Source organism: Pseudomonas sp. MWU12-2020 (assembly GCF_023100605.1).
Lineage (GTDB): Bacteria > Pseudomonadota > Gammaproteobacteria > Pseudomonadales > Pseudomonadaceae > Aquipseudomonas > Aquipseudomonas fluorescens_H.
The window spans coordinates 156860-177924 of the sequence record NZ_JALMEX010000002.1 but is presented as its reverse complement, the minus strand read 5'-3'; the positions used below and the strand labels follow the sequence as shown (position 1 = coordinate 177924).

General features: G+C 63.4%; 11 protein-coding genes. 5 read left to right on the top strand and 6 right to left on the bottom strand.

The annotated features are described in order from the left end of the window. Positions 1-13: 13 nt before the first annotated feature. The 5 genes from M0814_RS05055 to M0814_RS05035 form a co-directional block, all read right to left on the bottom strand. Entirely contained in the window at positions 14-7840 is a 7827-nt protein-coding gene (locus M0814_RS05055) for a non-ribosomal peptide synthetase (protein WP_103484101.1), read from the bottom strand. After that, positions 7837-11238, bottom strand: coding sequence for a non-ribosomal peptide synthetase (locus tag M0814_RS05050; protein WP_103484100.1), 3402 nt, complete (start codon positions 11236-11238; stop codon positions 7837-7839). The genes M0814_RS05055 and M0814_RS05050 overlap by 4 nt, the downstream gene beginning before the upstream one ends. 187 nt (positions 11239-11425) lie before the next feature. Beyond that, positions 11426-12409: a TauD/TfdA family dioxygenase gene (locus M0814_RS05045; RefSeq protein ID WP_103484099.1), complete on the bottom strand. Its 984-nt coding sequence runs from the start codon at positions 12407-12409 to the stop codon at positions 11426-11428. Positions 12410-12447: 38 nt separating this feature from the next. After that, positions 12448-13188, bottom strand: coding sequence for an alpha/beta fold hydrolase (locus tag M0814_RS05040; protein ID WP_003223420.1), 741 nt, complete (start codon positions 13186-13188; stop codon positions 12448-12450). A 71-nt stretch (positions 13189-13259) separates the two neighbouring features. Further along, the gene (locus tag M0814_RS05035; RefSeq protein ID WP_103484098.1) at positions 13260-14432 is read right to left on the bottom strand and encodes an MFS transporter; all 1173 of its coding nucleotides are present in this window, start codon (positions 14430-14432) and stop codon (positions 13260-13262) included. Positions 14433-14675: 243 nt separating this feature from the next. On the opposite strand from M0814_RS05035, the gene M0814_RS05030 reads away from it, so the two are divergent. From M0814_RS05030 to M0814_RS05015, 4 genes are all read left to right on the top strand, one after another. After that, positions 14676-15476, top strand: coding sequence for a glucose 1-dehydrogenase (locus M0814_RS05030; protein WP_103484097.1), 801 nt, complete (start codon positions 14676-14678; stop codon positions 15474-15476). Continuing rightward, a complete protein-coding gene (locus M0814_RS05025; protein ID WP_103484096.1) occupies positions 15469-17295 on the top strand; it encodes a glycoside hydrolase family 15 protein in 1827 nt (608 codons plus the stop codon). Before M0814_RS05030 ends, M0814_RS05025 begins: the two co-directional genes overlap by 8 nt. A 392-nt stretch (positions 17296-17687) precedes the next feature. Continuing rightward, positions 17688-18077: a hypothetical protein gene (locus tag M0814_RS05020; RefSeq protein WP_103484095.1), complete on the top strand. Its 390-nt coding sequence runs from the start codon at positions 17688-17690 to the stop codon at positions 18075-18077. Between the two features lie 174 nt (positions 18078-18251). Next, positions 18252-19145: an alpha/beta hydrolase gene (locus M0814_RS05015; protein ID WP_103484094.1), complete on the top strand. Its 894-nt coding sequence runs from the start codon at positions 18252-18254 to the stop codon at positions 19143-19145. Here the strand turns inward: M0814_RS05015 and M0814_RS05010 are convergent. Beyond that, positions 19114-20097, bottom strand: coding sequence for a GlxA family transcriptional regulator (locus M0814_RS05010; RefSeq protein ID WP_103484093.1), 984 nt, complete (start codon positions 20095-20097; stop codon positions 19114-19116). The two genes, M0814_RS05015 and M0814_RS05010, sit on opposite strands and share 32 nt — an antisense overlap. 89 nt (positions 20098-20186) lie before the next feature. Here M0814_RS05010 and inhA point away from each other — a divergent pair, with 89 nt between their 5' ends. After that, positions 20187-20873, top strand: a complete 687-nt coding sequence (inhA, locus tag M0814_RS05005; RefSeq protein ID WP_103484092.1) for an isonitrile hydratase — start codon at positions 20187-20189, stop codon at positions 20871-20873. Positions 20874-21065: the final 192 nt, after the last annotated feature.

Genomic DNA, 21065 nt, shown 5'->3' with positions numbered 1-21065 from the left:
GCGTTTTTCCCTCTCAAGAAATCAGTTTTTCCAGATCATCGAGGGATAGACGTTTGAGGGCCTCCAGGGATTTAGCCAATTCATCCTGAACGGGCGACATTTCGACACGCAGGGCCTCGATCCGCGCACAGAACGCCTTGAGGGTATCGGTTTCAAACAACTCCTTGAGCGGCACCTTGTCACCCAGACGTTCCTTGATCCGGGTCACCACCAGCGTGGCCAGCAACGAGTGCCCGCCGAGCTGGAAGAAATTGTCCGCCAGCCCGACGCGCTCGACCTCCAGCACCTCCTGCCAGACCGTCGCCACTTCCCACTGCAGATCGGTCTGTGGCGCCTGATACTGCTGCTGCGCCGGACTGTCGCCCAGGGTCATCAGCGCCTTGCGATCCAGCTTGCCGTTAGGCGTCAGCGGGATGGCGTCAATCAGGTGCAAGTGCCCCGGCACCATGTGCGCCGGCAGGCGCGCAGCCAGAGCGCTGCGCAAGCGTTCCGCCAACGCGACCTGATCGCCCACCGGCTGCGCTGGTACGACGTAGGCGTGCAGGTGTTTACCGGCCGCACCGTCCTGGGCGAGCACCACCGCTTCACCAATGTCCGCCTGCTCCAGCAGCCGCGCCTCGATCTCGCTGAGTTCGATACGGAACCCGCGAATCTTCACTTGATGGTCGGCGCGACCAATGTATTCGATGTTGCCGTCACTGCCCTGGCGCACCAGGTCGCCGCTGCGGTACAGCCGTTCGCCGTTGCTCGCGTAAGGGTTCGGCACAAAGCGTTCGGCGGTCAACGCGGCCTTCATCAGGTAGCCACGGGTCACGCCGGCACCGCCCAGGTACAGCTCGGCCGGCACACCTTGAGGCAGCACCTGCAACTGACTGTCGAGCAGGTACGCGACGGTGTTTTCCAGCGGCCGGCCGATGTTCGCCTGCCCTTGCGGCGTACGCAGGGTGAAGGTCGAATAGGTGGTGTCTTCCGACGGCCCGTACAGGTCGTAGACCTGCTGCACCGAGGTGCTCGCATACAAGGTATCCACCAGACTTTGCTTGAGCGGTTCACCGGCCAGGTTGATGGTCTTGACCGAGCGCGGAATCTGCCCGGCACGTTGCAGCGCGGCAATCGCCGACGGCACCGTGTTGATCAAGGTGACCTGTTCGCGGCCCGGCAGATCGGCCAGTGCCAGTGCGTTGTCCGCCAGTACCAGACAACCGCCGCAGGCCAGCGTGACGAAGATTTCCCAGACCGACAGGTCGAAGCAGATCGACGTCGACGCCAGCACACCGCGCAGTTGTTCTGCGCGATACACACCCGCCGACCACTGAATCAGCGCCGACAGGTTGCCGTGGGTAATCGCCACGCCTTTCGGCTTGCCGGTGGAACCCGAGGTGTAGATGACATACGCCAGATTCTGCGCCGTCACTTTCGCCACCGGGGCGGTAGACGGGAACTCGCAGAGCGCGTCCTCATCCACCAGCACTACCTGCGCACTCAACGCTTCAGGCAGCATCGCCTGCGCCGCGGGTTCGGTGAGCAGCACGGCGGCGTGACTGTCGTCGAGCATGTGCAGCAAACGTTCCTGCGGGTAGTCCGGATCCAGCGGCACATAAGCGCCACCGGCCTTGAGGATCGCCAGCAGACCGACGAGCATGTCCGGGGTGCGGCGCATGCACACGCCCACGCGCACTTCCGGCCCGACACCCAAGGTTTGCAGTTTGTGCGCCAGACGATTGGCCCGGGTATCGAGGCTCTGGTAATCGATCGATTGCTCGGCGAACACCACGGCCTGCGCCTGTGGTTGCCGCTGCAGTTGCGCGGCGATGTGTTCCAGCACCGTGCGAGTGTCCGTCGCGGTGACGGCAGCCTTGCCCCAATTGATCGCCTCTTCGCGCTGCGGCGCTGCGAGCAATTGCAACGCGCCGAGTGGCTGAGCGGCATCGGCGAGGAACTGCGTCAGCAGGCTTTCCAACTGCGCACTCAAGGCAACGACTGTGTTCGCGGCGAAACTGGCCTGATCGTAACTGATCCCCAGACTCAGCTCGCGACCGGTGACCGCCACCAGCGTCAGTGGGTAGTTGGTCTGTTCCTGACGACGAATCGCCGAGAACGTCAGGCCGGTGGCCGGGCCTTGTTGCAGGGCTTCGGCCATCGGGTAGTTTTCGAACACCAGTATGCTGTCGAACAACGCCCCGGCAGCGGTTCCCGCCCAACGCTGAATGTCGTAGAGCGGCGTATGTTCGTGCTCACGCAGCGCCAGATTGAGGCCCTGCACCTGTTGCAACCACTGACTGACGACGATTTCCGCGGACGGCGCCGCCACCACCGGCAGGGTATTGATGAACAGACCGATCTGCTGCTCGACACCCGGCAGGTCGGTGGGACGTCCGGCAACGGTGGCACCGAACGCCACGTTGTCCTGACCGGTGTAACGCTGCAACAGCACCAGCCACGCCGCCTGCACCAAAGTGTTGAGGGTGACTTTCTGCTCGCGGGCAAAACGGTTCAGGTCGGCGGTCAATGCCGCGCTGAACACATGCTCGTGGTCGGCGTAACCGACTGCCGCCAGCGGCGCGCCCGACACGGCGCCGGCCAGTCGCGTCGGCTCTTCCAGGTCGGCCAGCGCCGCCGTCCAGAACGCACGGCTGGCCTGCTGATCACGCTGGCCGAGCCACTCGATATAGTCGCGATAGCGCCCCTGGGGCGCGGCCGGGGCCAGACCGGCGTAGCGCTGCAACACTTCGCCGAACAACTGCGAGGTGCTCCAGCCATCCATCAGGATGTGATGACAGGTGTAGATCAAGTGATATGTCGCTTCGTCGGTGCGCACCAGCGTCACCCGCAACAGCGGCGCGGCGCTCAGGTCGAACCCGCTGGCAAGATCGTCACTGGCCAGTTGTTCCAGCGCTGCGCCGAGGTCAGCCCGGCCACGCCAATCCTCGACCTGCCATGGCATCTGCACGTGGTGCCGCACCACTTGCACCGCCGCGGCGGCATCCTGCGGCCAGATGAATGCGCTGCGCAGAATTTCGTGGGCCTCAACGGTGTGCTGCCAGGCCTGACGGAAGCGCTCGGCGTCCAGTTGTTGCACGTCGACACGCAACTGGTTGGTGTACGCCGGGCTGTCCGGATCGTTGACGCTATGGAACAGAATGCCTTGCTGCATCGGCGACAACGGGTACAGATCGACGATGTCACGGGCCGGGATTGGCAGTGCCGACAGCTGTGCCTGGGTCAAGGTCGCCAGACTGAAGTCCGACGGCGTGACGCCTGCTTCACCGCTGTCGCAGCAGTGTTCGATCAGACGCTCCAGCTCACGCCGATAGGCTTCGGCCAGCGCCGCGATGGTTTCTGCGCGGTACATGCCCGTGCCGAAGGTCCAGGTCAGCTCCAGTTCACCGCCGTACACCTGACCATCGATGCTCAGCCAGTTGCCCAACGGTGCAGCGGCGTCCTGATTGGCGCCGGTGCTTTCGCCACTTGGCACGAACAGCGCGCCCTCGTCAGCGCTGAAGGCACCGTCGAACTGGCCCAGATAGTTGAACGTCACGCGCGGCTGCGGCAATTCCTGCAGCTCGGCGCGTCGGCTCAGATATCGCAGCACGCCATAACCGATGCCTTTGCCCGGCACCGCACGCAGTTGTTCCTTGATCGCACACAAGGAGGCACCCGGATTCACATCCGGGGTCAGGCGTACCGGGAACAGGCTGCTGAACCAGCCGACCGTGCGACTCAGATCGACCTCGTCGAACAGGTCTTCGCGACCGTGCCCTTCGAGCTGAATCAATACCGAAGGCTGTGCGCTCCAGTCGCACAACACCCGCGCCAGCGCGGTCAGCAGCAGATCGTTGATTTGCGTGCGATACGCCGCGGGAGCGACTTTGAGCAGCTTGTGGGTCAGCGCCTGACTCAGGCGCGAACTGGCCCGGGCCGCCTCGGCACGGGTCTGACTGTCCTGCGGGAAATCTCGCGGCAGTTGTGCGTCGCCCGCCTCCAGGGTTGCGCGCCAGTAGTCGCTCTCGGCAGCCAGCGCCTCGCTTTGCGCATACCGTTGCAGATGTTCGGCCCAGCTGTGCAGCGACGTGCTCTTACCCGCCAGAACCAGCGGCGTGCCGGCGGCGAGTGCGGTGTAAGCGTGCTGCAGATCCTCCAGCAGAATGCGCCAGGACACTCCGTCGACCACCAGGTGATGAATGACCAGCAACAGGCGTTGCTCAGCGTGCGGCAGGTTCACCAGCACCGCACGCAGCAAGCGTCCCTGTTGCAGATCGAGGCTGCGCTGGGCTTCGTCAGCGAGTGCCGGCAACGCCGCCAGACTGTCCAGCTCGCGCAGCCACAACAACTCCGGATCACGCTGGGTCTGCGCCAGTGCCTGCCACGTATCGCCCGAGCACTGGAAATTCAGCGCGAGTGCATCGTGCTGTTCGACCAGTGCCGCCAACGCAGAGCGCAGGTGATTGGCGTCAAGGGTGGTGGTCGGTTGCAACATGACCGACTGGTTCCAGTGTTGACGCTGGGCAATGTCGGTCTCGAAGAAGCGTGCCTGAATCGGCAACAACGGCAGCGGCCCACGATTCGGCGCCGTGGCCGCCACCGGTTTGGCTTCGATCAGCCTGGCCACCGCAGCCAACTGGCCAATGGTCTGTTTTTCGAACAGTTGCTTGGGACTCAGCTTGATCCCTTGGCGCTTGGCCCGGGCAATGATCTGCAGGCTGAGGATGGAGTCACCGCCCAGCTCGAAGAAGTTGTCGCTGGTGCCCACGCGCTCAAGCTTGAGCACTTCGGCCCAGATTGCCGCCAGCTTCTCTTCGACCTCCCCCACCGGCGCAACGAAATGCTGCGTGACCACGCCCGGCACCGGCAAGGCACGCTTGTCGAGTTTGCCATTGGCCGTCAGCGGCAGTTGCTCCAGCAGCACAATCTGCGCCGGCACCATGTACTCCGGCAGGCACGCCTGCAACTGCTCGCGCAGAGCGTGTGCCTGCACGGTCGCAGCGGCCGCCGGTACACACCACGCCACCAGTTGCAGGCGCGCCGGATCGTCATCCAGGGCCAGGGCGAGCACCGCCGCCTCACTGACGCCGTCAAGGCCGAGCAGCACCCGCCCGACTTCCGCCGGTTCGACGCGATAACCACGCACCTTGACCTGATCGTCGGCGCGACCGATGAACTCCACCGCTTGCTGACGATTGCGCCGCACCCGGTCACCGCTGCGATAGACCCGCGCACCCGGGGCGCCGAACGGATCAGGCAGGAAGCGCTCGGCAGTCAGACCCGGTTGCCCGAGATACCCCAGCGCCACGCTGTCACCTCCGATGTACAACTCGCCGGCCACCTGATCGGCGACATTGTTCAGCACATCGTCGACGATGTAGACCTGCGCACCGCTCAGCGCGGTGCCGACCGGAACGCTGCGCGCGTCGGCCGCCAGCTCACTGACCTCGTGGGTCAGCACACCGACCGTGGTTTCGCTCGGCCCGTAGTGGTTGATGATGCGGCACTCCGGCTTGAGCTGACGCACGCGTTCCAGCAGTGCCGGCGAGCAGGCTTCGCCGCCGACGATCAGCGCCTGCGTCGGCAGCACATCGGCGGCGCGGCCAGCCTGCAACAACGCCGCCAGGTGCCCCGGGACGATTTTCAGCATGCCCACTTGATGCGTAGCCATGTACTCGGCAAATCGATCCGGGTCGAAACCCAGTTCTTCCGGCAATACGTGCAACAGGCGACCGGAACACAGCGCGCCGAACAACACCGTGAAGCCCAGATCCGCCGCAATGGTCGACACCAGCGCCATGCTGGTGTCCGGCGTCGGCGCGAGGCGCTCCAGCACAGCGCGCACGTAACTGCCCAGCGCCCCGTGACTGACCAGCACGCCCTTGGGTTGCCCGGTGGAACCGGAGGTGTGAATCACATACGCCGGGGACTGCGCAAACAGTGGCACCACCGGGCTGACATCCGCCTCTTGTTGCCACTGTTGCGGGGCATACGCGAGCCCCTGACAACCGTCGACCGCCAGCGCGGACACCCGCGCATCCCCTTGCGCGCACAACAGCAGGCGCGCGCCGGCATTGCCGAGCATCTGCTGCAAGCGCGCGTTCGGCGCCTTCACGTCCAGCGGCATGTACACCGCTGCGGCCTTGAAGATCGCCAGCACACAGGTCAGCCAGTCCAGCGAACGCTCCATCAGCACCGCTACCGGTTGGCCGGGGCTGATGCCCTGCGCCAGCAGATGATGGGCCAGACGATTGGCGGCCTGGTCCAGCGCCTGAAAACTCAGGGTCTGATGCAGGTCGCGCGCAGCCGGTGCTTCGGGCTGTTGCGCCACTTGACGAGCCCACTGCTGCAACACTGACAACGCCGGTTCGCCCGGTGCTGCGAGCACCACCGGAGCCCGCGTGGCGACGCTGTGCAACGGCGCTTGCGGTGCCTTGAGCAATTCGCCGAACAGACCGAGTAACGCCGGCACAAAGCCCTCGACGGTTTGTGCGCGATATAGATCGCTGGCATAGGTCAGCTGGCCGTGGATCAGCGTGCCGTCGTCGGTGATGTCCAGCGCCAGATCAAAGTGGGTGCCGTCCTTGTCCAGCGGATACTCGGCCACGCTCAGTCCCGGCAGGTTCATCGAGCGCTGTTTCTGCATACCGACGTTCTGGTTGAACTTGGCCTGGAACAGCGGGTTGTGGCCCAGGGTTCGTTCCGCCACCAATTCGTCCACCAGTTGCTCGAATGGCAGCTCCTGATGGGCCTGCGCGCCGAACGCCGCCTCGCGCACCTGCGCCAGCAAGTCTTCGAAACTGCCGCGCTCATCGATCTCGCAACGCAACACCTGGGTGTTGACGAAGAAACCGATCAACCCTTCGACTTCGGCACGGCCACGATTGGCATTCGGCACGCCGACGCGAATGTCGCGCTGCCCGGCCTGACGCGAGAGGAACAGCGAGAAACCCGCCAGCACCAGCATGAACAGACTGATGCCCTTGCTGCGGGCAAATGCATTGAGTTGCAGGGACAGTTGCGCACCGAAATCAAAGCTCAGGGTCTGGCCTGCGAAGCTTTGCGTCAGGGGCCGGGCAAAGTCCGGCGCCACTTCCAGCAGCGGATGTTCCTCACCGAGCTGCTGACGCCAGTAATCGAGTTGACGCTCGCCCTCGCCGGCTTCCAGCCAGCGCCGCTGCCAGATCGCATAGTCGGCGTATTGCAACGGCAGCGCCGGCAACTGCGGCTCGCGCTGAAGACTGAAAGCCTGATAACACTGGACGAATTCCTTGACCATCACGTCCATCGACCAACCGTCGGAGACGATGTGGTGCATGCTCACCACCAGCACGAATTCCTCTTCGGCCAGAGCAAACAGACTCGCACGCAGCAGCGGTCCATGGCGCAAATCGAACGGTCGCGCGGTGACTGTCTGCACCTGTTGCGCCAAGGCCGGCTCGCGCTGCGAAGCCGCGAGGCTGGTCAGGTCAATCCGTTCCAGAGCGATCGGTTGCTGCTCGAGAATCACCTGCTGCGGCTGATCGCCGTCGGTGTGGAACACGGTGCGCAGCACTTCGTGGCGCGCGACCAGATGATCGAAAGAGCGTTGCAGCGCCGATTCGTCCAGACGCCCTTTCAGGCGCAGGCCGGCCGCCATGTTGTAAGCGGCGCTCTGCGGTTCGAGTTGCCAGAGAAACAGCAGGCGTTGCTGAGCGAACGACAACGGTATCGGCGTGACCTCGTGACGACTGACCGGCAGCGGCAACAGGCTGAAGTCCTTGCCGTCCTCGCGCAGTCTGGCCAGAAACTGTCGACGCTGCTCCAGCGGCAAACCGACGAATCTTTTAGCGATACGCTCCGCCATGGTGCCGCTCATACTTCTTCTCCTTCCAAAGCATTCATGAACTGATCCATGTCGGACCAGTCGTCATCCGTTGCACTGTCCACCTGTTGCGCCAGCACTGCCGCCAGATCGGCCAGCAACGGTTTTTCGAACAGGCTGCGCAATGGCAAGACCACGCCCAATTGAGTTTTGATGCGCGCGATCACCTGCGCGGCCAGCAGCGAATGGCCGCCCAATTCAAAAAAGTGATCATCCAGACCGACCCGCGACACTTGCAGGACCTCGGCCCAGATTTGCGCCAGACACTGCTCGGTGTCGGTTTGCGGCGCGCGATAGTCGCCTTGCAACTGGCTCGCATCCGGCGCCGGCAAGGCCTTGCGGTCGAGCTTGCCGCTCGGTGTCAGCGGCAGATTCGGCAACAACAGCAAATGCCCCGGCACCATGTAGTCCGGCAGATGGGCTTGCAGCGCGGTGCGGATTTGCTGGCGGAACGCCGACTGGGTGGCGGCGCTTTCCAGCACGGCGTGCTCGCCGACCACGTACGCCACCAGTTGCTGGCCGCCACTGAGCGGCACCGCCAGAACCACCGCCTCGCGAATGCCCGGGCACTGTTGCAGGCGCGACTCGATTTCGCCCAGCTCGATGCGGAAACCGCGGATCTTCACTTGATGGTCGACTCGGCCGACATACTCCAACGCGCCATCGCCTCGCAGTCGGGCACGGTCCCCGGTGCGGTACAGACGCTGCCCTGCGGCGAACGGGTCGGCGATAAAGCGCTCGGCACTGAGCATCGGCTGACGGTGATAACCACGGGCCAGGCCCGGGCCACCGATGTACAACTCGCCCACCGCACCTTGCGGCAGCAGGTTCAAATCATCGTCCAGCACGTACAGACGCCGGGCATCGAGCCCCTTGCCAATCGGGATGCCGCGCCAGGACACGGCGTCTGCCGTCAGTACACTGCAATCATGAATCGTCGAAACCACCGTGGCTTCGGTCGGACCGTAGGTGTTGAGCAACCGCACATGCCCCAGCCCGGCCTGTTGCCACAGACGCAAACCGTCCACCGCCATGGCCTCGCCACCGACGTGGATCTGTCGCAGCGCGCCAAAACCGGCCGGCGGCTGCGCTGCATATTCCTGCACCAGCCAATACCAGTACGCGGCCGGCAGGTCTGCCAGGGTGATGCCGTGATCGACAATCACCTGACGCAACGTTGCGCTGTCCCACAATGGCGCATCGCGCAGCACCACAGCGGCGCCATGGCACAGCGGCGGGAAGAACTGCTCGACAAAACCGTCGAAGCTGCTGGTGGCGAACTGCAGGACCCGGTCACCTTCGCGCAAGTCGCTGTAATCGATGGCGCGGTCGATGAATTCACTCAGTGCGCCGTGACTGACCGCCACGCCTTTCGGCCGCCCGGTGGAACCGGAGGTGTAGATCACGTAGGCAAGATTCTGCGGCGCGACCGTTAACGACAGGTTGTCGGCCGGAGTCTCACCGGACAATTGCTCCAGGCACAGGCACTCGACAGCCTCCAGCGCCGGCAGGCTGGCAAGACTGGCGCTGTCGGTCAGCAGCAGTTTCAAGCCACTGTCATCCAGCACGTGACGTAACCGTTCAGCCGGAGTTTGCGGGTCCAGCGGCACATAGGCGCCGCCCGCCTTGAGCACGGCCAGCAACGCCACCGCCAGCTCCAGCGAGCGCCCCAACGCCACACCGACCAGCACGTCCGGGCCGACACCGCGCGCGCGCAGCTGATGCGCCAGGCGATTGCTGCGCGCATTGAGTTCGGCATAGGTCAGTGACGGTGACGGCGCGGTGGCGAGGATCACGGCCGTTGCCTGCGGCGTACGTGCCACTTGCGCCTCGAACAGGTTTTGCACGCTGGCGAAACGCGGCGCCGCAGCAGTGGCCTGAATCAGTTGCGCGCGCTCGGCATCTGCCAGCAGCGCGACTTCGCCGATGACCTGCTGCGGGTCGCGGCAGACGGATTCAAGAATGTTGCGCCAATGCCCGGCCATCGCGGCGATGGTCGCGGCATCAAAAATATCGGTGGCGTACGTGAAGGCGGCGAACAGCTGCTCGCCTTCTTCGCGGGTATCGAGCATCAAATCGCTGGTGGCCGCATGTTGCCGAGCGCTGCCGGCCAGTTGCTCTTGCGTCAGATAACCCACCTGCAAACCCGATTCCAACTGCACATGCTGCAAGTCGGTCACCAGCGGCTGATGGTTGAACATCACCTGAAACAGCGGATTGTGGCTTTGGCTACGCGCCGGTTGCAGGGCCTCGATCAAGGCGTCGAACGGCAGCTCTTGATGAACCTGCGCGCCGAGTGCGGCCTCGCGCAGCCGCTGCAACAGCTCGGTGAAACGGGTTTGCGCGGTGACTTCGCTGCGCAGGATCTGGGTGTTGACGAAGAAGCCGATCAGCCCTTCCGTTTCGCTGCGGGTGCGGTTGGCAATCAGGCCGCCGACGCGAATGTCGGTCTGCCCGCTGTAGCGATGCAACAACGTCTTGAACGCCGCCAGCAGCACCACGAACAGGGTCACGCCCTGACGCTGGGCAAGGCTTTTCAGCTCCTGACGCAGCGCCGCATCAATGACCGTTTCCAGACGCGCGCCCTGGTGACTCGATTGTGCCGGATAAGCGCGGTCGGTCGGCAACTCCAAGACCGGATGCTCGTCGCCCAATTGTGCGCGCCAGTAGTCCAGTTGCCGTTCGCGCTCACCTGCCTCCAGCCAGCTGCGCTGCCACAGCGCGTAATCGCGGTAATGCACGGTCAGCGCCGGCAACGATGGTTCGCGCCCCGCCACCAGCGCATCGTAGGTACGCATGAACTCGTCGATGAGAATATTCATCGACCAGCCATCGGCAATGATGTGGTGCAAGGTCAGCAGGAGCACGTGCTCCTGCTCGGCCAGGCGCAACAGGCGCAGGCTCAGCAGCGGGCCGTTCTGCAGATCGAACGCTTGCGTGGCTTCAGCCATCATGTGCTGTTGCGCGAGCGGCCAGCGCTGCTGTTCGGGCACGGCGCTCAAATCGGTGAGGGGCAGTTGCAGCGCCTGCGGCTCGGCCACGCGCTGGAAGGCACACTCGCCGACCTGACCGAAGGTGGTGCGCAGACATTCGTGCCGCGCGACCAGCAGGCTGAACGCCTGCTCCAGCGCTTGCACCTGCAACGCGCCGTTCAGACGCACGGCCATCGGCAGGTTGTAGGCAGCACTTTGCGGATCCAGTTGCCAGAGAAACCACATCCGTTGCTGGGCGTAGGACAGGCCGTCACGCTCGGCGATCCCGTCACAGGCGGTCATGGGAAGCTGCGCAAAATCGATGCCTTCGCGGGCCATGCCGGCGAGAAACAAACGGCGTTTGTCCTGCGGCAGTTCGATAAAGCGGCGGGCTAGTTTCTGTGCGTCTGCGGCATTCATGCATTGGGTCCTTGCTGATCGGCGGCGTGACCAGGAGGCCCGGTCGTATCAACAAGAACGAATGACAAACGCAATGATTTAGCGCACTGGCGCAACAGCGCCCCGGCGGTTACCCACACCGACGCAAAAATGCCGAAGCCGGTCCAAGACCGGCTTCGGCACCTTCACGGGCAACCTCCCGAATGGCTCAGAGCGGGCCTTGGGAATGCCCCTCGGCCATGGCCACGATGACTTTGCGCGGCCCTTCGAACGGCGAACGCGCATGGGCCGACAACATATTGTCGAGCATCAGTACGTCGCCTTCCTGCCACGGAAAACTGATCGCGCATTCATCGAGCACCGCCCGGATCTGCGCCAGCACTTCGTCTTCGATGGCCGAGCCGTCACCGTAATAAACGTTACGCGGCAAGTCCTCCTCATCGACGATGTCCAACAGGCTTTCGCGCACTTCCGGCTGCAAGTTGGAGATGTGGAACAGGTGCGCCTGATTGAACCAGACGTGATCGCCGGTCACCGGGTGCACCGCCACCGCCTGACAGGTCTGACGGGTACGCAACTCGCCGTCATCCTTCCACTCGCAAAGGATGCCATGGGCCTTGCAGTACGCCTCGACGACCTCGCGGTCGTCGGTGTTGAACACATCTTCCCAAGCCACATCCAGACCGTTGCCGAAATTGCGCACATACATCAGGCCTTTGCTGACAAAGCGCTCACGAATGGCCACCGGAATACGCCGATAGACTTCGCGACTGTCGGCAATCGGCGTTTCGCCACCGGACTTCGCCGCGATCATGCTGTAGAACCAGATCTTCATCGGCCAGTCGCGGGAGTAGGCCTGTTCGTTGTGCAGCGGAATGCTCTGGTGCGCCGGGTATTCGGTCGAGGTATATACGCCTTGGGTGACGTTGGTGCGCGGTGTGGAACCGAACTCGTAGTTCAACAGCGGATGACCGAAACTGGCCGCGAACTGACGAAACTGTTCAGCGCCGTCGAGACGAAATCCGCGGAACAGCACCCCGCCATCGCGCAGCAGATGCTCATCGACCAGCGCTTTCACTTCATCGAACACCGCCAACAGATCGGTATCCGCCTCGGTCGCCTCCACCAACAGCGGCAAGCGCCCTCGTTGCGGCAGCAGCGGCCGAACGGAAAATTCCACAGCAACAGCCATGACTGGCCTCCTGTAATCACTCGATAGTGAGCGGTGCGTCAAAACGCCGGTGCCGCCGCTTGCGCATGACGCCGGTGATGGACTTCCAGATGCGTCTTGATCGTGCGGATCACCCGGGCTTCGTGCTCATGAATGAAGAAATGCCCACCGGTCATCATGTCCACGGAAAAACTGCCCAGGGTTTCCTTGCTCCAGCCGATCAGTTGCTCGGTGGTCGCGCGGTCTTCCTTGCCGCCCAGCACATGCACCGGGCAATTGAGCAGCGGCCGCTGCGCCGGACTGAAGCGTCCGCACATCATGAAGTCGGCGCGCAGCACCGGCAGCGTCAGGCTCATGAGTTCCTGGTTGGCCAGCACTTCTTCGCTGGTGCCCTGAAAGGTGCGCAGTTGATCGATCAATTCCTCATCGCTGCGCGCTTCGGCAAACCCGCGATCGTAGTCGCTGCGCATGGTCGGCGCCGCCGTGCCGGAGGCGAACAGCGCCACCGGTTCCGGCGCGCCGAGCTCGCGAAAGGCGTGCGCCATCTCGCACGCCAGCAGCGCGCCGAGGCTGTGGCCGAACAGGGCGTAAGGCGTTTGCAGGCCGGGTTTGTGCTCACGGGCCAACTGGCGGGCCAGGGCTCGCATGTCAGTTTGCAGGGGTTCGTCGAAACGGGCACCGCGCCCGGGCAACTCCACCGGTTGCAATTGCAGCCATGACGGCAGTTGGCGCCGCCAGCGGCTATAGACCATCGCGCTGGCGCCCGAATAGGGCAGGCACAGCAGTGTCAGCTTTGTCACCGCGTTTACCTCAATGGGTTATCTGTAAAAGAGAACGGATGAGGCGTGGCGCGAATTAGTCCGAATGCCGATCACTTCAAATGGCGGAAACTCTGCACAGCCGAACCCAGCACCACCGCGCCGGCCGCGATCGCCAGCCAGAATCCGCTGCGCGCACCGAAGGCGTCCACCAGTGCGCCGGATCCGGCCGCGCCAATCGCCACACCGATGCTCAGACCGGTGACCAGCCAGGTCAGGCCTTCGGTGAGCTTGGCCGGCGGCACGATGCGTTCAACCAGCGCCATGGCGACGATCAGCGTCGGCGAGAAGAACAGCCCGGCGACGAACACCGCCAGCGACAAACCGAAAATATTGCTCGCCAGCAACAGCGGCAGCGTGGTCACCGCCGTCGCCACACCGCCGTACAGAAACAGCCGCGGCAACGGCAGGGTCGAGCGCATTGCCCCGAAGGCGATACCGGCCAGGCACGAGCCGATGGCATACACCGACAACACGATGCTCGCCGCCGCCGGCTGACCCTGCTGCTGGGCGAAGGCAACGCTGACCACATCGACCACGCCAACGATGACGCCCATGGCCAGCATCAACGCCAGCAGCCATTGCACGTCGGTCGAGCGAACGATCGAACCCTGATGCTGCGACTCCTGCGGGTGCACCGCCGGTTCGGTGCTGCGCTGGGCGACAAACGCCGTTACGCCGACCGCCAGCGCCAACAGCGCGGCCAATGGCCCGGCCTCGGGAAACGCCACCACGCATAGCCCCACCGACAATGGCGGGCCGACGATGAAACAAACTTCATCGAGCACGGATTCCAGTGCATAAGCGGTCTGCAATTGCGGCTGGCCGCGATAGATCTCGGTCCAGCGCGCGCGCACCATCGCCGACATGCTTGGCATGCAACCGGCCAGCGCGGCGAAGATGAACAGCGTCCAGGTCGGCGCCTGCAAGCGGGTGCACAGCAGCAACATCAACAGCGCCCCGCCACCGATCAATGCCGACAGCGGCAGCACCTTGCCCTGACCGAAACGATCCACCAGACGCGAGACCTGCGGCGCACAAAACGCCGTGGCCAGGGCAAAGGTCGCCGCCACCGCACCGGCCAGCGCGTACCCGCCCTTCAGTTGCGAAAGCATGGTGATCACGCCGATGCCGGTCATGGAAATCGGCATGCGCGCGATCATCCCGGCCAGTACAAAAGCCCGGGTGCCGGGGGCGGTGAATAATTCGCGGTAGGGGTTTGCCATGGGTTGCAGCCTCATCAGGGGCGGCCAAGTTGCCATAAAGGCTGACGGGCGTGGAAGCAGGGAATTGTTGGTGGAATGTGAAGGCCTGAAGAGCAAAAGATCGCAGCGTGCCGCAGCTCCTACAGGTGATCGCATTTCCATGTAGGAGCTGCCGAAGGCTGCGATCTTTTGATCTTTGCTCTTGAACTCTCTCCACTTGCGACCAGTCAGCTAAATAGGCCCTCACGCAAGGCACGACTTCGCATGCAGATTTCCCTCGCCCGACAAGTAGCCCTGATCACCGGCGCCAGCTCCGGCATCGGCCACGCCGCCGCCAAAGCCCTCGCCGCTGCCGGTGCAGCCGTCGTCATCAATTACAACCGTCAGGCGGAACCCGCCGAAGCGCTGGCCCGGCAGATCATTGCCGATGGCGGTCAGGCACTGGCCATCGGTGCCGATGTGTCGAAGGAAGACGAGGTCGAACGGTTGTTCGCCGAGACTCTGGACGCCTTTGGTTCGCTGGACATTCTGCTGGCCAATTCCGGCCTGCAAAAGGACGCCGCGGCGGTGGACATGACGCTGGAAGACTGGAACACGGTGATCGGCGTCAACCTCACCGGCCAGTTCCTCTGCGCCCGCGCCGCGCTGCGGATTTTCAACCGCCAAGGCGTGCGTGAAGGCGTGTCCCGCGCCGCCGGCAAGATCATTCACATGAGTTCGGTGCACCAGCGCATTCCATGGGCCGGGCACGTCAACTACGCAGCCTCCAAGGGTGGCGTCGACCAGTTGATGCAGACCCTCGCCCAGGAAGTCAGCCATCAGCGCATCCGCATCAACAGCATCGCGCCGGGGGCGATTCGCACCGCCATCAACCAAGACGCCACCGAAGGCGCAGCCGGCGAAAAACTGCTGGATCTGATTCCCTACGGACGCATCGGTGATGTCGAGGACATCGCCAACGCGGTGGTGTTTCTCGCTTCCGACGCTGCCGACTACATCGTCGGCACCACCCTGTTCATCGACGGCGGCATGAGTCTTTATCCGGAGTTTCGTGGCAATGGCTGAGCATCATCCTGAACGACAAAGCCCGATCGACGCCCACGGCATCATCGGCGACCTGCGCAGTGCCGCACTGGTCAACGACAAGGGCAGCGTGGATTTTTTCTGCTGGCCGGAATTCGACAGCCCGTCAATTTTCTGTTCGCTGCTCGACACGCCCGAGGCGGGGATTTTCCAGCTCGCCCCGGATCTGCCCGATGCCCGACGCGAGCAGATCTACCTGCCGGACACCAACGTTTTGCAAACCCGCTGGCTCAGCGAACATGCGGTGGTGGAGATCACCGACCTGCTGCCGATCGGCGACAGTGTCGATGACCTGCCGCTGCTGATGCGCCGGGTGCGTGTGGTCAGCGGCCAGGCCACTTTTCATATGCGCTGCGCGGTGCGCCATGACTACGCCCGCGCCAACACCCGGGCGCAGATGGACGAACAATCGGTGGTTTTCAGCGCCGAGGGTCAGCCGTCGCTGCGGCTGGTGGCGGATCAGGCGCTGCAGATCGATGGCGAATCGGCCGTCGCATCGTTCAGTTTGAACCAGGATCAGAACGCCGAATTCCTCCTCGGGGGGGCCGACGATCCACGCTTCAAGGATGACGGCGCAAAAATGTGCGTGGAACGCACGCTGAAGTTCTGGCGTGACTGGATCGGCCAGTCCAACTACCGCGGACGCTGGCGGGAAATGGTCAACCGCTCGGCGCTGGCGCTGAAACTGCTGACCTCGCGCAAGCACGGCGCGATCCTCGCCGCCGCCACCTTCGGTCTGCCGGAAACCCCCGGCGGCGAGCGCAACTGGGACTATCGCTACACCTGGATCCGCGACGCCTCGTTCACCGTTTACGCGTTCATGCGCTTGGGCTTTGTCGCTGAGGCCAACGCCTACATGGGCTGGCTGCGCGGGCGGGTCAGCGATTGCCATGGGCAGTCAACCAAACTCAACATCCTGTATGCGATCGATGGCCGTCAGGAATTGCCGGAAACCGAACTCTCCCACCTCTCCGGTCATGGCGGCGCGCAACCGGTGCGCATCGGCAATGGCGCGTACGACCAGATTCAGCTCGATATCTTTGGCGAACTGATGGACGCGGTGTATCTGGTCAACAAGTACGGCGACGCGATTTCCCATCAGGGCTGGAAACACGTGCGTGAAGTGGTCGATCAGGTCTGTGAGAGCTGGCAGACCACCGATGTCGGCATTTGGGAAATGCGCGGTGAGCAGCATCACTTTCTGCACTCGCGACTGATGTGCTGGGTGGCACTGGACCGGGCGATTCGCCTGGCCTCGAAACGCTCACTGCCGGCACCGTTCGCCCAATGGGACCAGACCCGCCAGGCGATCTACGCCGACATCTGGGACAACTTCTGGGACGAGGAGCGCGGGCATTTCGTCCAGTACAAGGGCGGCACCGCGCTCGACGGCTCGATGCTGCTGATGCCGCTGGTGCGCTTCGTCAGCGCCAAGGACCCACGCTGGCTGTCGACCCTTGAAGCCATCGAAAAGCACTTGGTGCGCGACGGCATGGTCTATCGCTATCGCAACGACGACGCCAACATCGACGGTTTGAGCGGCACCGAAGGCGCATTTGCTGCCTGCTCGTTCTGGTACGTCGAATGCCTGGCCCGGGCCGGTCAGGTGGAAAAGGCCCACCTGGAGTTCGAACAACTGCTGCGCTATGCGAACCCGCTGGGGCTGTACGCCGAAGAGTTCGACAGCAAGGGCCGGCATCTGGGCAACACCCCGCAGGCGCTGACGCATCTGGCGCTGATCAGCGCGGCGAGTTTTCTGGATCGGCGTTTGAGTGGGGAGAAGAGTGTTTGGCAGCCGTAATATTCGCCGCACTCTGTCGGAAATATCCCTTACAACTCGGCTTTTGCAGGACTGATTCCTACACAAAAATAAACGTTGGTGAACTTCTGTGGCGAGGGAGCTTGCTCCCGCCGGGTCGCGAAGCGGCCCCAATGCCTGCGTCCCCACTTCTCCAGAAGAACCGCATTGTCTGGCTTTGCGCCTGCTTCGCAGCCGAGCGGGAGCAAGCTCCCTCGCCACACGCCAAGTCATTCAGCTCCTACTTCGTCTAAACAATCTCCGCCCAATCCCTCCCCCGTAACCTGCACTTACACCCTGAAATACCCTGTTGCCAGCTGTTACATCCCCCCCTACCATCCACCGCAACGGGCACAGCGGAGCTGTCCAATAAAACCCGAATTCAAGGAACCAGAATGACCCTGCATGTCCATCGCCCCATTGCCACGCCCCTGCGCACCGGCCTGACCCGCACCCAACTCTGGGAAGCCGCCGACAAAGGCCTGATCAAATGCTGGGAAATCGGCCGCCAGCGCGCCACGCGCTTCCCCGACCTTGCGCAACAATGCCTCGCCGGCGAACTGCCGGTACTCGGCTGGAAAGGAGGCGTGAGCCGCAGCCTGAAGAAAAACGAGAAATACGGCTCACTGAAATACCTCGCCCAGTGGCAGGGCTTGCGAGGCGAGGATCTGGATATTGATCTGGCTGAAGAACGTTCGCTGACCTGCTCGCGGACGAAGATGCGGGTAACGTTTACCCCGGATCGGACGAAGTATTTCAATCAGGTGGCGGAAGCCGAGGCTTAGCGGTATTGACGCCGAAAAGTGGCGCTTCCCCTGTGGCGAGGGAGCTTGCTCCCGCCGGGTTGCGAAGCGACCCCATACTCGAATGGACCTGCTGCGCAGTCCAGCGGGAGCAAGCTCCCTCGCCACAATAGAATGGTCTAGTGTTGCCTGACGCCCATTGCCGTGGAGTCTGCCGTGTCTGACATTCAACGCGTACCGACACCCAACTTGACCGTTGCCTTTGAACAGCACGGCCCGTCCAGCGGCGACGCGGTCATATTGCTGCATGGTTTCCCCTACTCGCCTCGGGCGTACGATGAAATCGCCCCCGCCCTCGGCGCCCACGGTTATCGGGTGATCGTCCCGTACCTGCGCGGTTACGGGCCGACTCGCTTCAACCACCCCGAAACACTGCGCTCCGGCCAGCAAGCGGCCCTCGCTCAGGATTTGCTGGAGTTGATGGATGCGCTGGGTATCGAACAGGCCACGCTTTGCGGTTACGACTGGGGCGGTCGGGCAGCGTGCATCGTTGCGGCGTTGTTTCCCGAGCGGGTGCGCGGGCTGGTGACGGGGGATGGCTATAACGTGCAGGACATCGCCAATTCGACCCGACCACTGGATCCCGAGACCGAGCACCGTTATTGGTACCAGTACTATTTCCACACGCCACGCGGCGTCGCGGGCCTGACGCAAAACCGGCAGGCGTTCTGTGAACTGCTCTGGAAATTGTGGTCACCGACCTGGGCACGCAACGCCGAACGTTATCCGCTGAGCGCACCGGCCTTCGACAACCCGGACTTCGTTGACGTGGTGATTCATTCCTACCGTCATCGCTTCATGTACGCCGCAGGCGATCCGGCGCTGCAATGGATGGAAGACGCGTTGATCAAACAACCGCCGATCAGCGTGCCCACTATCTCCCTGTGCGGTGCCGACGACGGGGTCGGTCCGGCGCCGGAAGTCGATGAAGACCTTGCGCACTTCACCGGCCTGTACGAAAGGCGCGTGCTGCCCGGTGTCGGCCACAACATTCCCGAAGAAGCACCGCAGCAAACGCTCAAGGCACTACTGGATCTGCTGCAGCGCTGACCGAAAACCGCTCCCGATACGCCTGCGGCGTCACGCCAATCGCCCGCAGAAAACTGCGGCGCAACGTTTCTTCACTGCCAAACCCGCAGTTGGCCGCAATCCGTTTCACCGGCAGCACGGTGTCACTGAGCAGACGCCGCGCGGTTTCGACGCGGATCAGTTCGATGGCGCGGGCCGGGGTCTGGCCGGTGTCGGCGCGGTAGTGGCGGACGAAACTGCGTTCGCTCATGCCGGCCTGTTCGGCCAGGGTCGGGACGCCGAGGTCGCAGGTGAGGTTTTCGGCGATCCAGGCGTGCAGCTCATCAAAGCGATTGCCCTGATTCTGCAGGGCCAGGGTCACACTGAACTGCGACTGCCCGCCCGGCCGTTTGAGGAACACCACCAGATGCCGGGCGACGTCGAGAGCAATATCACTGCCCAGATCTTCCTCGACCATCGCCAGTGCCAGATCGATACCGGCGGTGACGCCTGCCGAAGTCCATACCGGGCCGTCGTTGATGAAGATCGGATTGGCTTCGACCTGCAGCTTCGGATGCTGCTGCGCGAGTTGCTCGCAACGGGTCCAGTGGGTGACCACGCGGCGCCCGTCGAGCCAGCCGCTCGCCGCCAGTAGAAATGCCCCCGTACACACCGAGGCAACGCGTCGACATTTCGCTGCGTGCTCGCGTACCCAATCCACCAGCGACTCATCTTCGGATGCCGGATAGATCCCCCAACCACCCGCGATAATCAGCGTGTCGCTGGCGTCTTGCGGCAACGGCTCGGCGAGCACCGCCAGCCCCGCCGAGGACATCACCGCTCCGCCTTCGCAGGCAATCACCGATGGCGCATACGGCACGGGCAAGCCGCGCTGGCGGGCGATGTCGTTGGCCGAGGCGAACACTTGCAGCGGGCCGGTGACATCGAGGATCTGCATGTTGGCAAACGCGAGTACATGGATGACTTTGGGCATTTGGCGTAATTCGTGGGGTGATTGGCGTATGCGCCAGAACCTACGCGCCTACAGTGAAGCCGTCCACCCCTCAAATGGAGAAATCCCCCATGACGTTGCAGATCGGTTTTCTGTTGTTTCCACAGGTGCAGCAACTGGACCTGACCGGCCCCTATGACGTGCTGGCCTCGCTGCCGGACGTGCAGGTGCATCTGATCTGGAAAGATCTGGTGCCGGTCACCGCCAGCACCGGCCTGCTGCTGAAACCGACCACCACCTTCGACGACTGCCCGAATCTGGATGTGATCTGCATTCCCGGCGGCGCCGGGGTCGGGCCTTTGATGGAAGATGAGCAGACGCTGGGCTTCATCAAGCGTCAGGCGGCGCAGGCCAGGTATGTGACGTCGGTGTGCACCGGTTCGCTGGTGCTGGGCGCGGCGGGACTGCTGAAAGGCAAACGCGCGACCACCCACTGGGCCTATCACGAACTGCTGCCGAAACTCGGCGCGATTGCGGTGCAGGACCGGGTGGTGCGCGACGGCAATCTGTTTACCGGTGGCGGGATTACCGCGGGGATCGACTTTGCGCTGGTGCTGGCCGCCGAACTGGTGGGGGCTGAGGCGGCGCAGTTGATCCAGCTGCAACTGGAATATGCGCCGGCCCCGCCGTTTGAATCCGGCAGCCCGCAGACAGCGCCGAGTGCTGTCGTCGAAGAGGCTCGTAATCGTGCAGCGGCGTCGTTGAAGGCGCGTACTGCAATCACCGAGCGCGCTGCGGCGAAGCTCGATTTGCGCTGATTCCTCAGCCACACACAGATCTACTGTGGGAGCGGGCTTGCTCGCGAAGAGGGAGTGTCAGGCGACATGGATGTTGTCTGATACACCGCTTTCGCGAGCAAGCCCGCTCCCACAAGGGATCCGGGTCTGGCGATCGTGCTTTGTGTTGTCCCCACCTCCCGCCACAGCTTTACTTGTCCCAACGCCCCCACC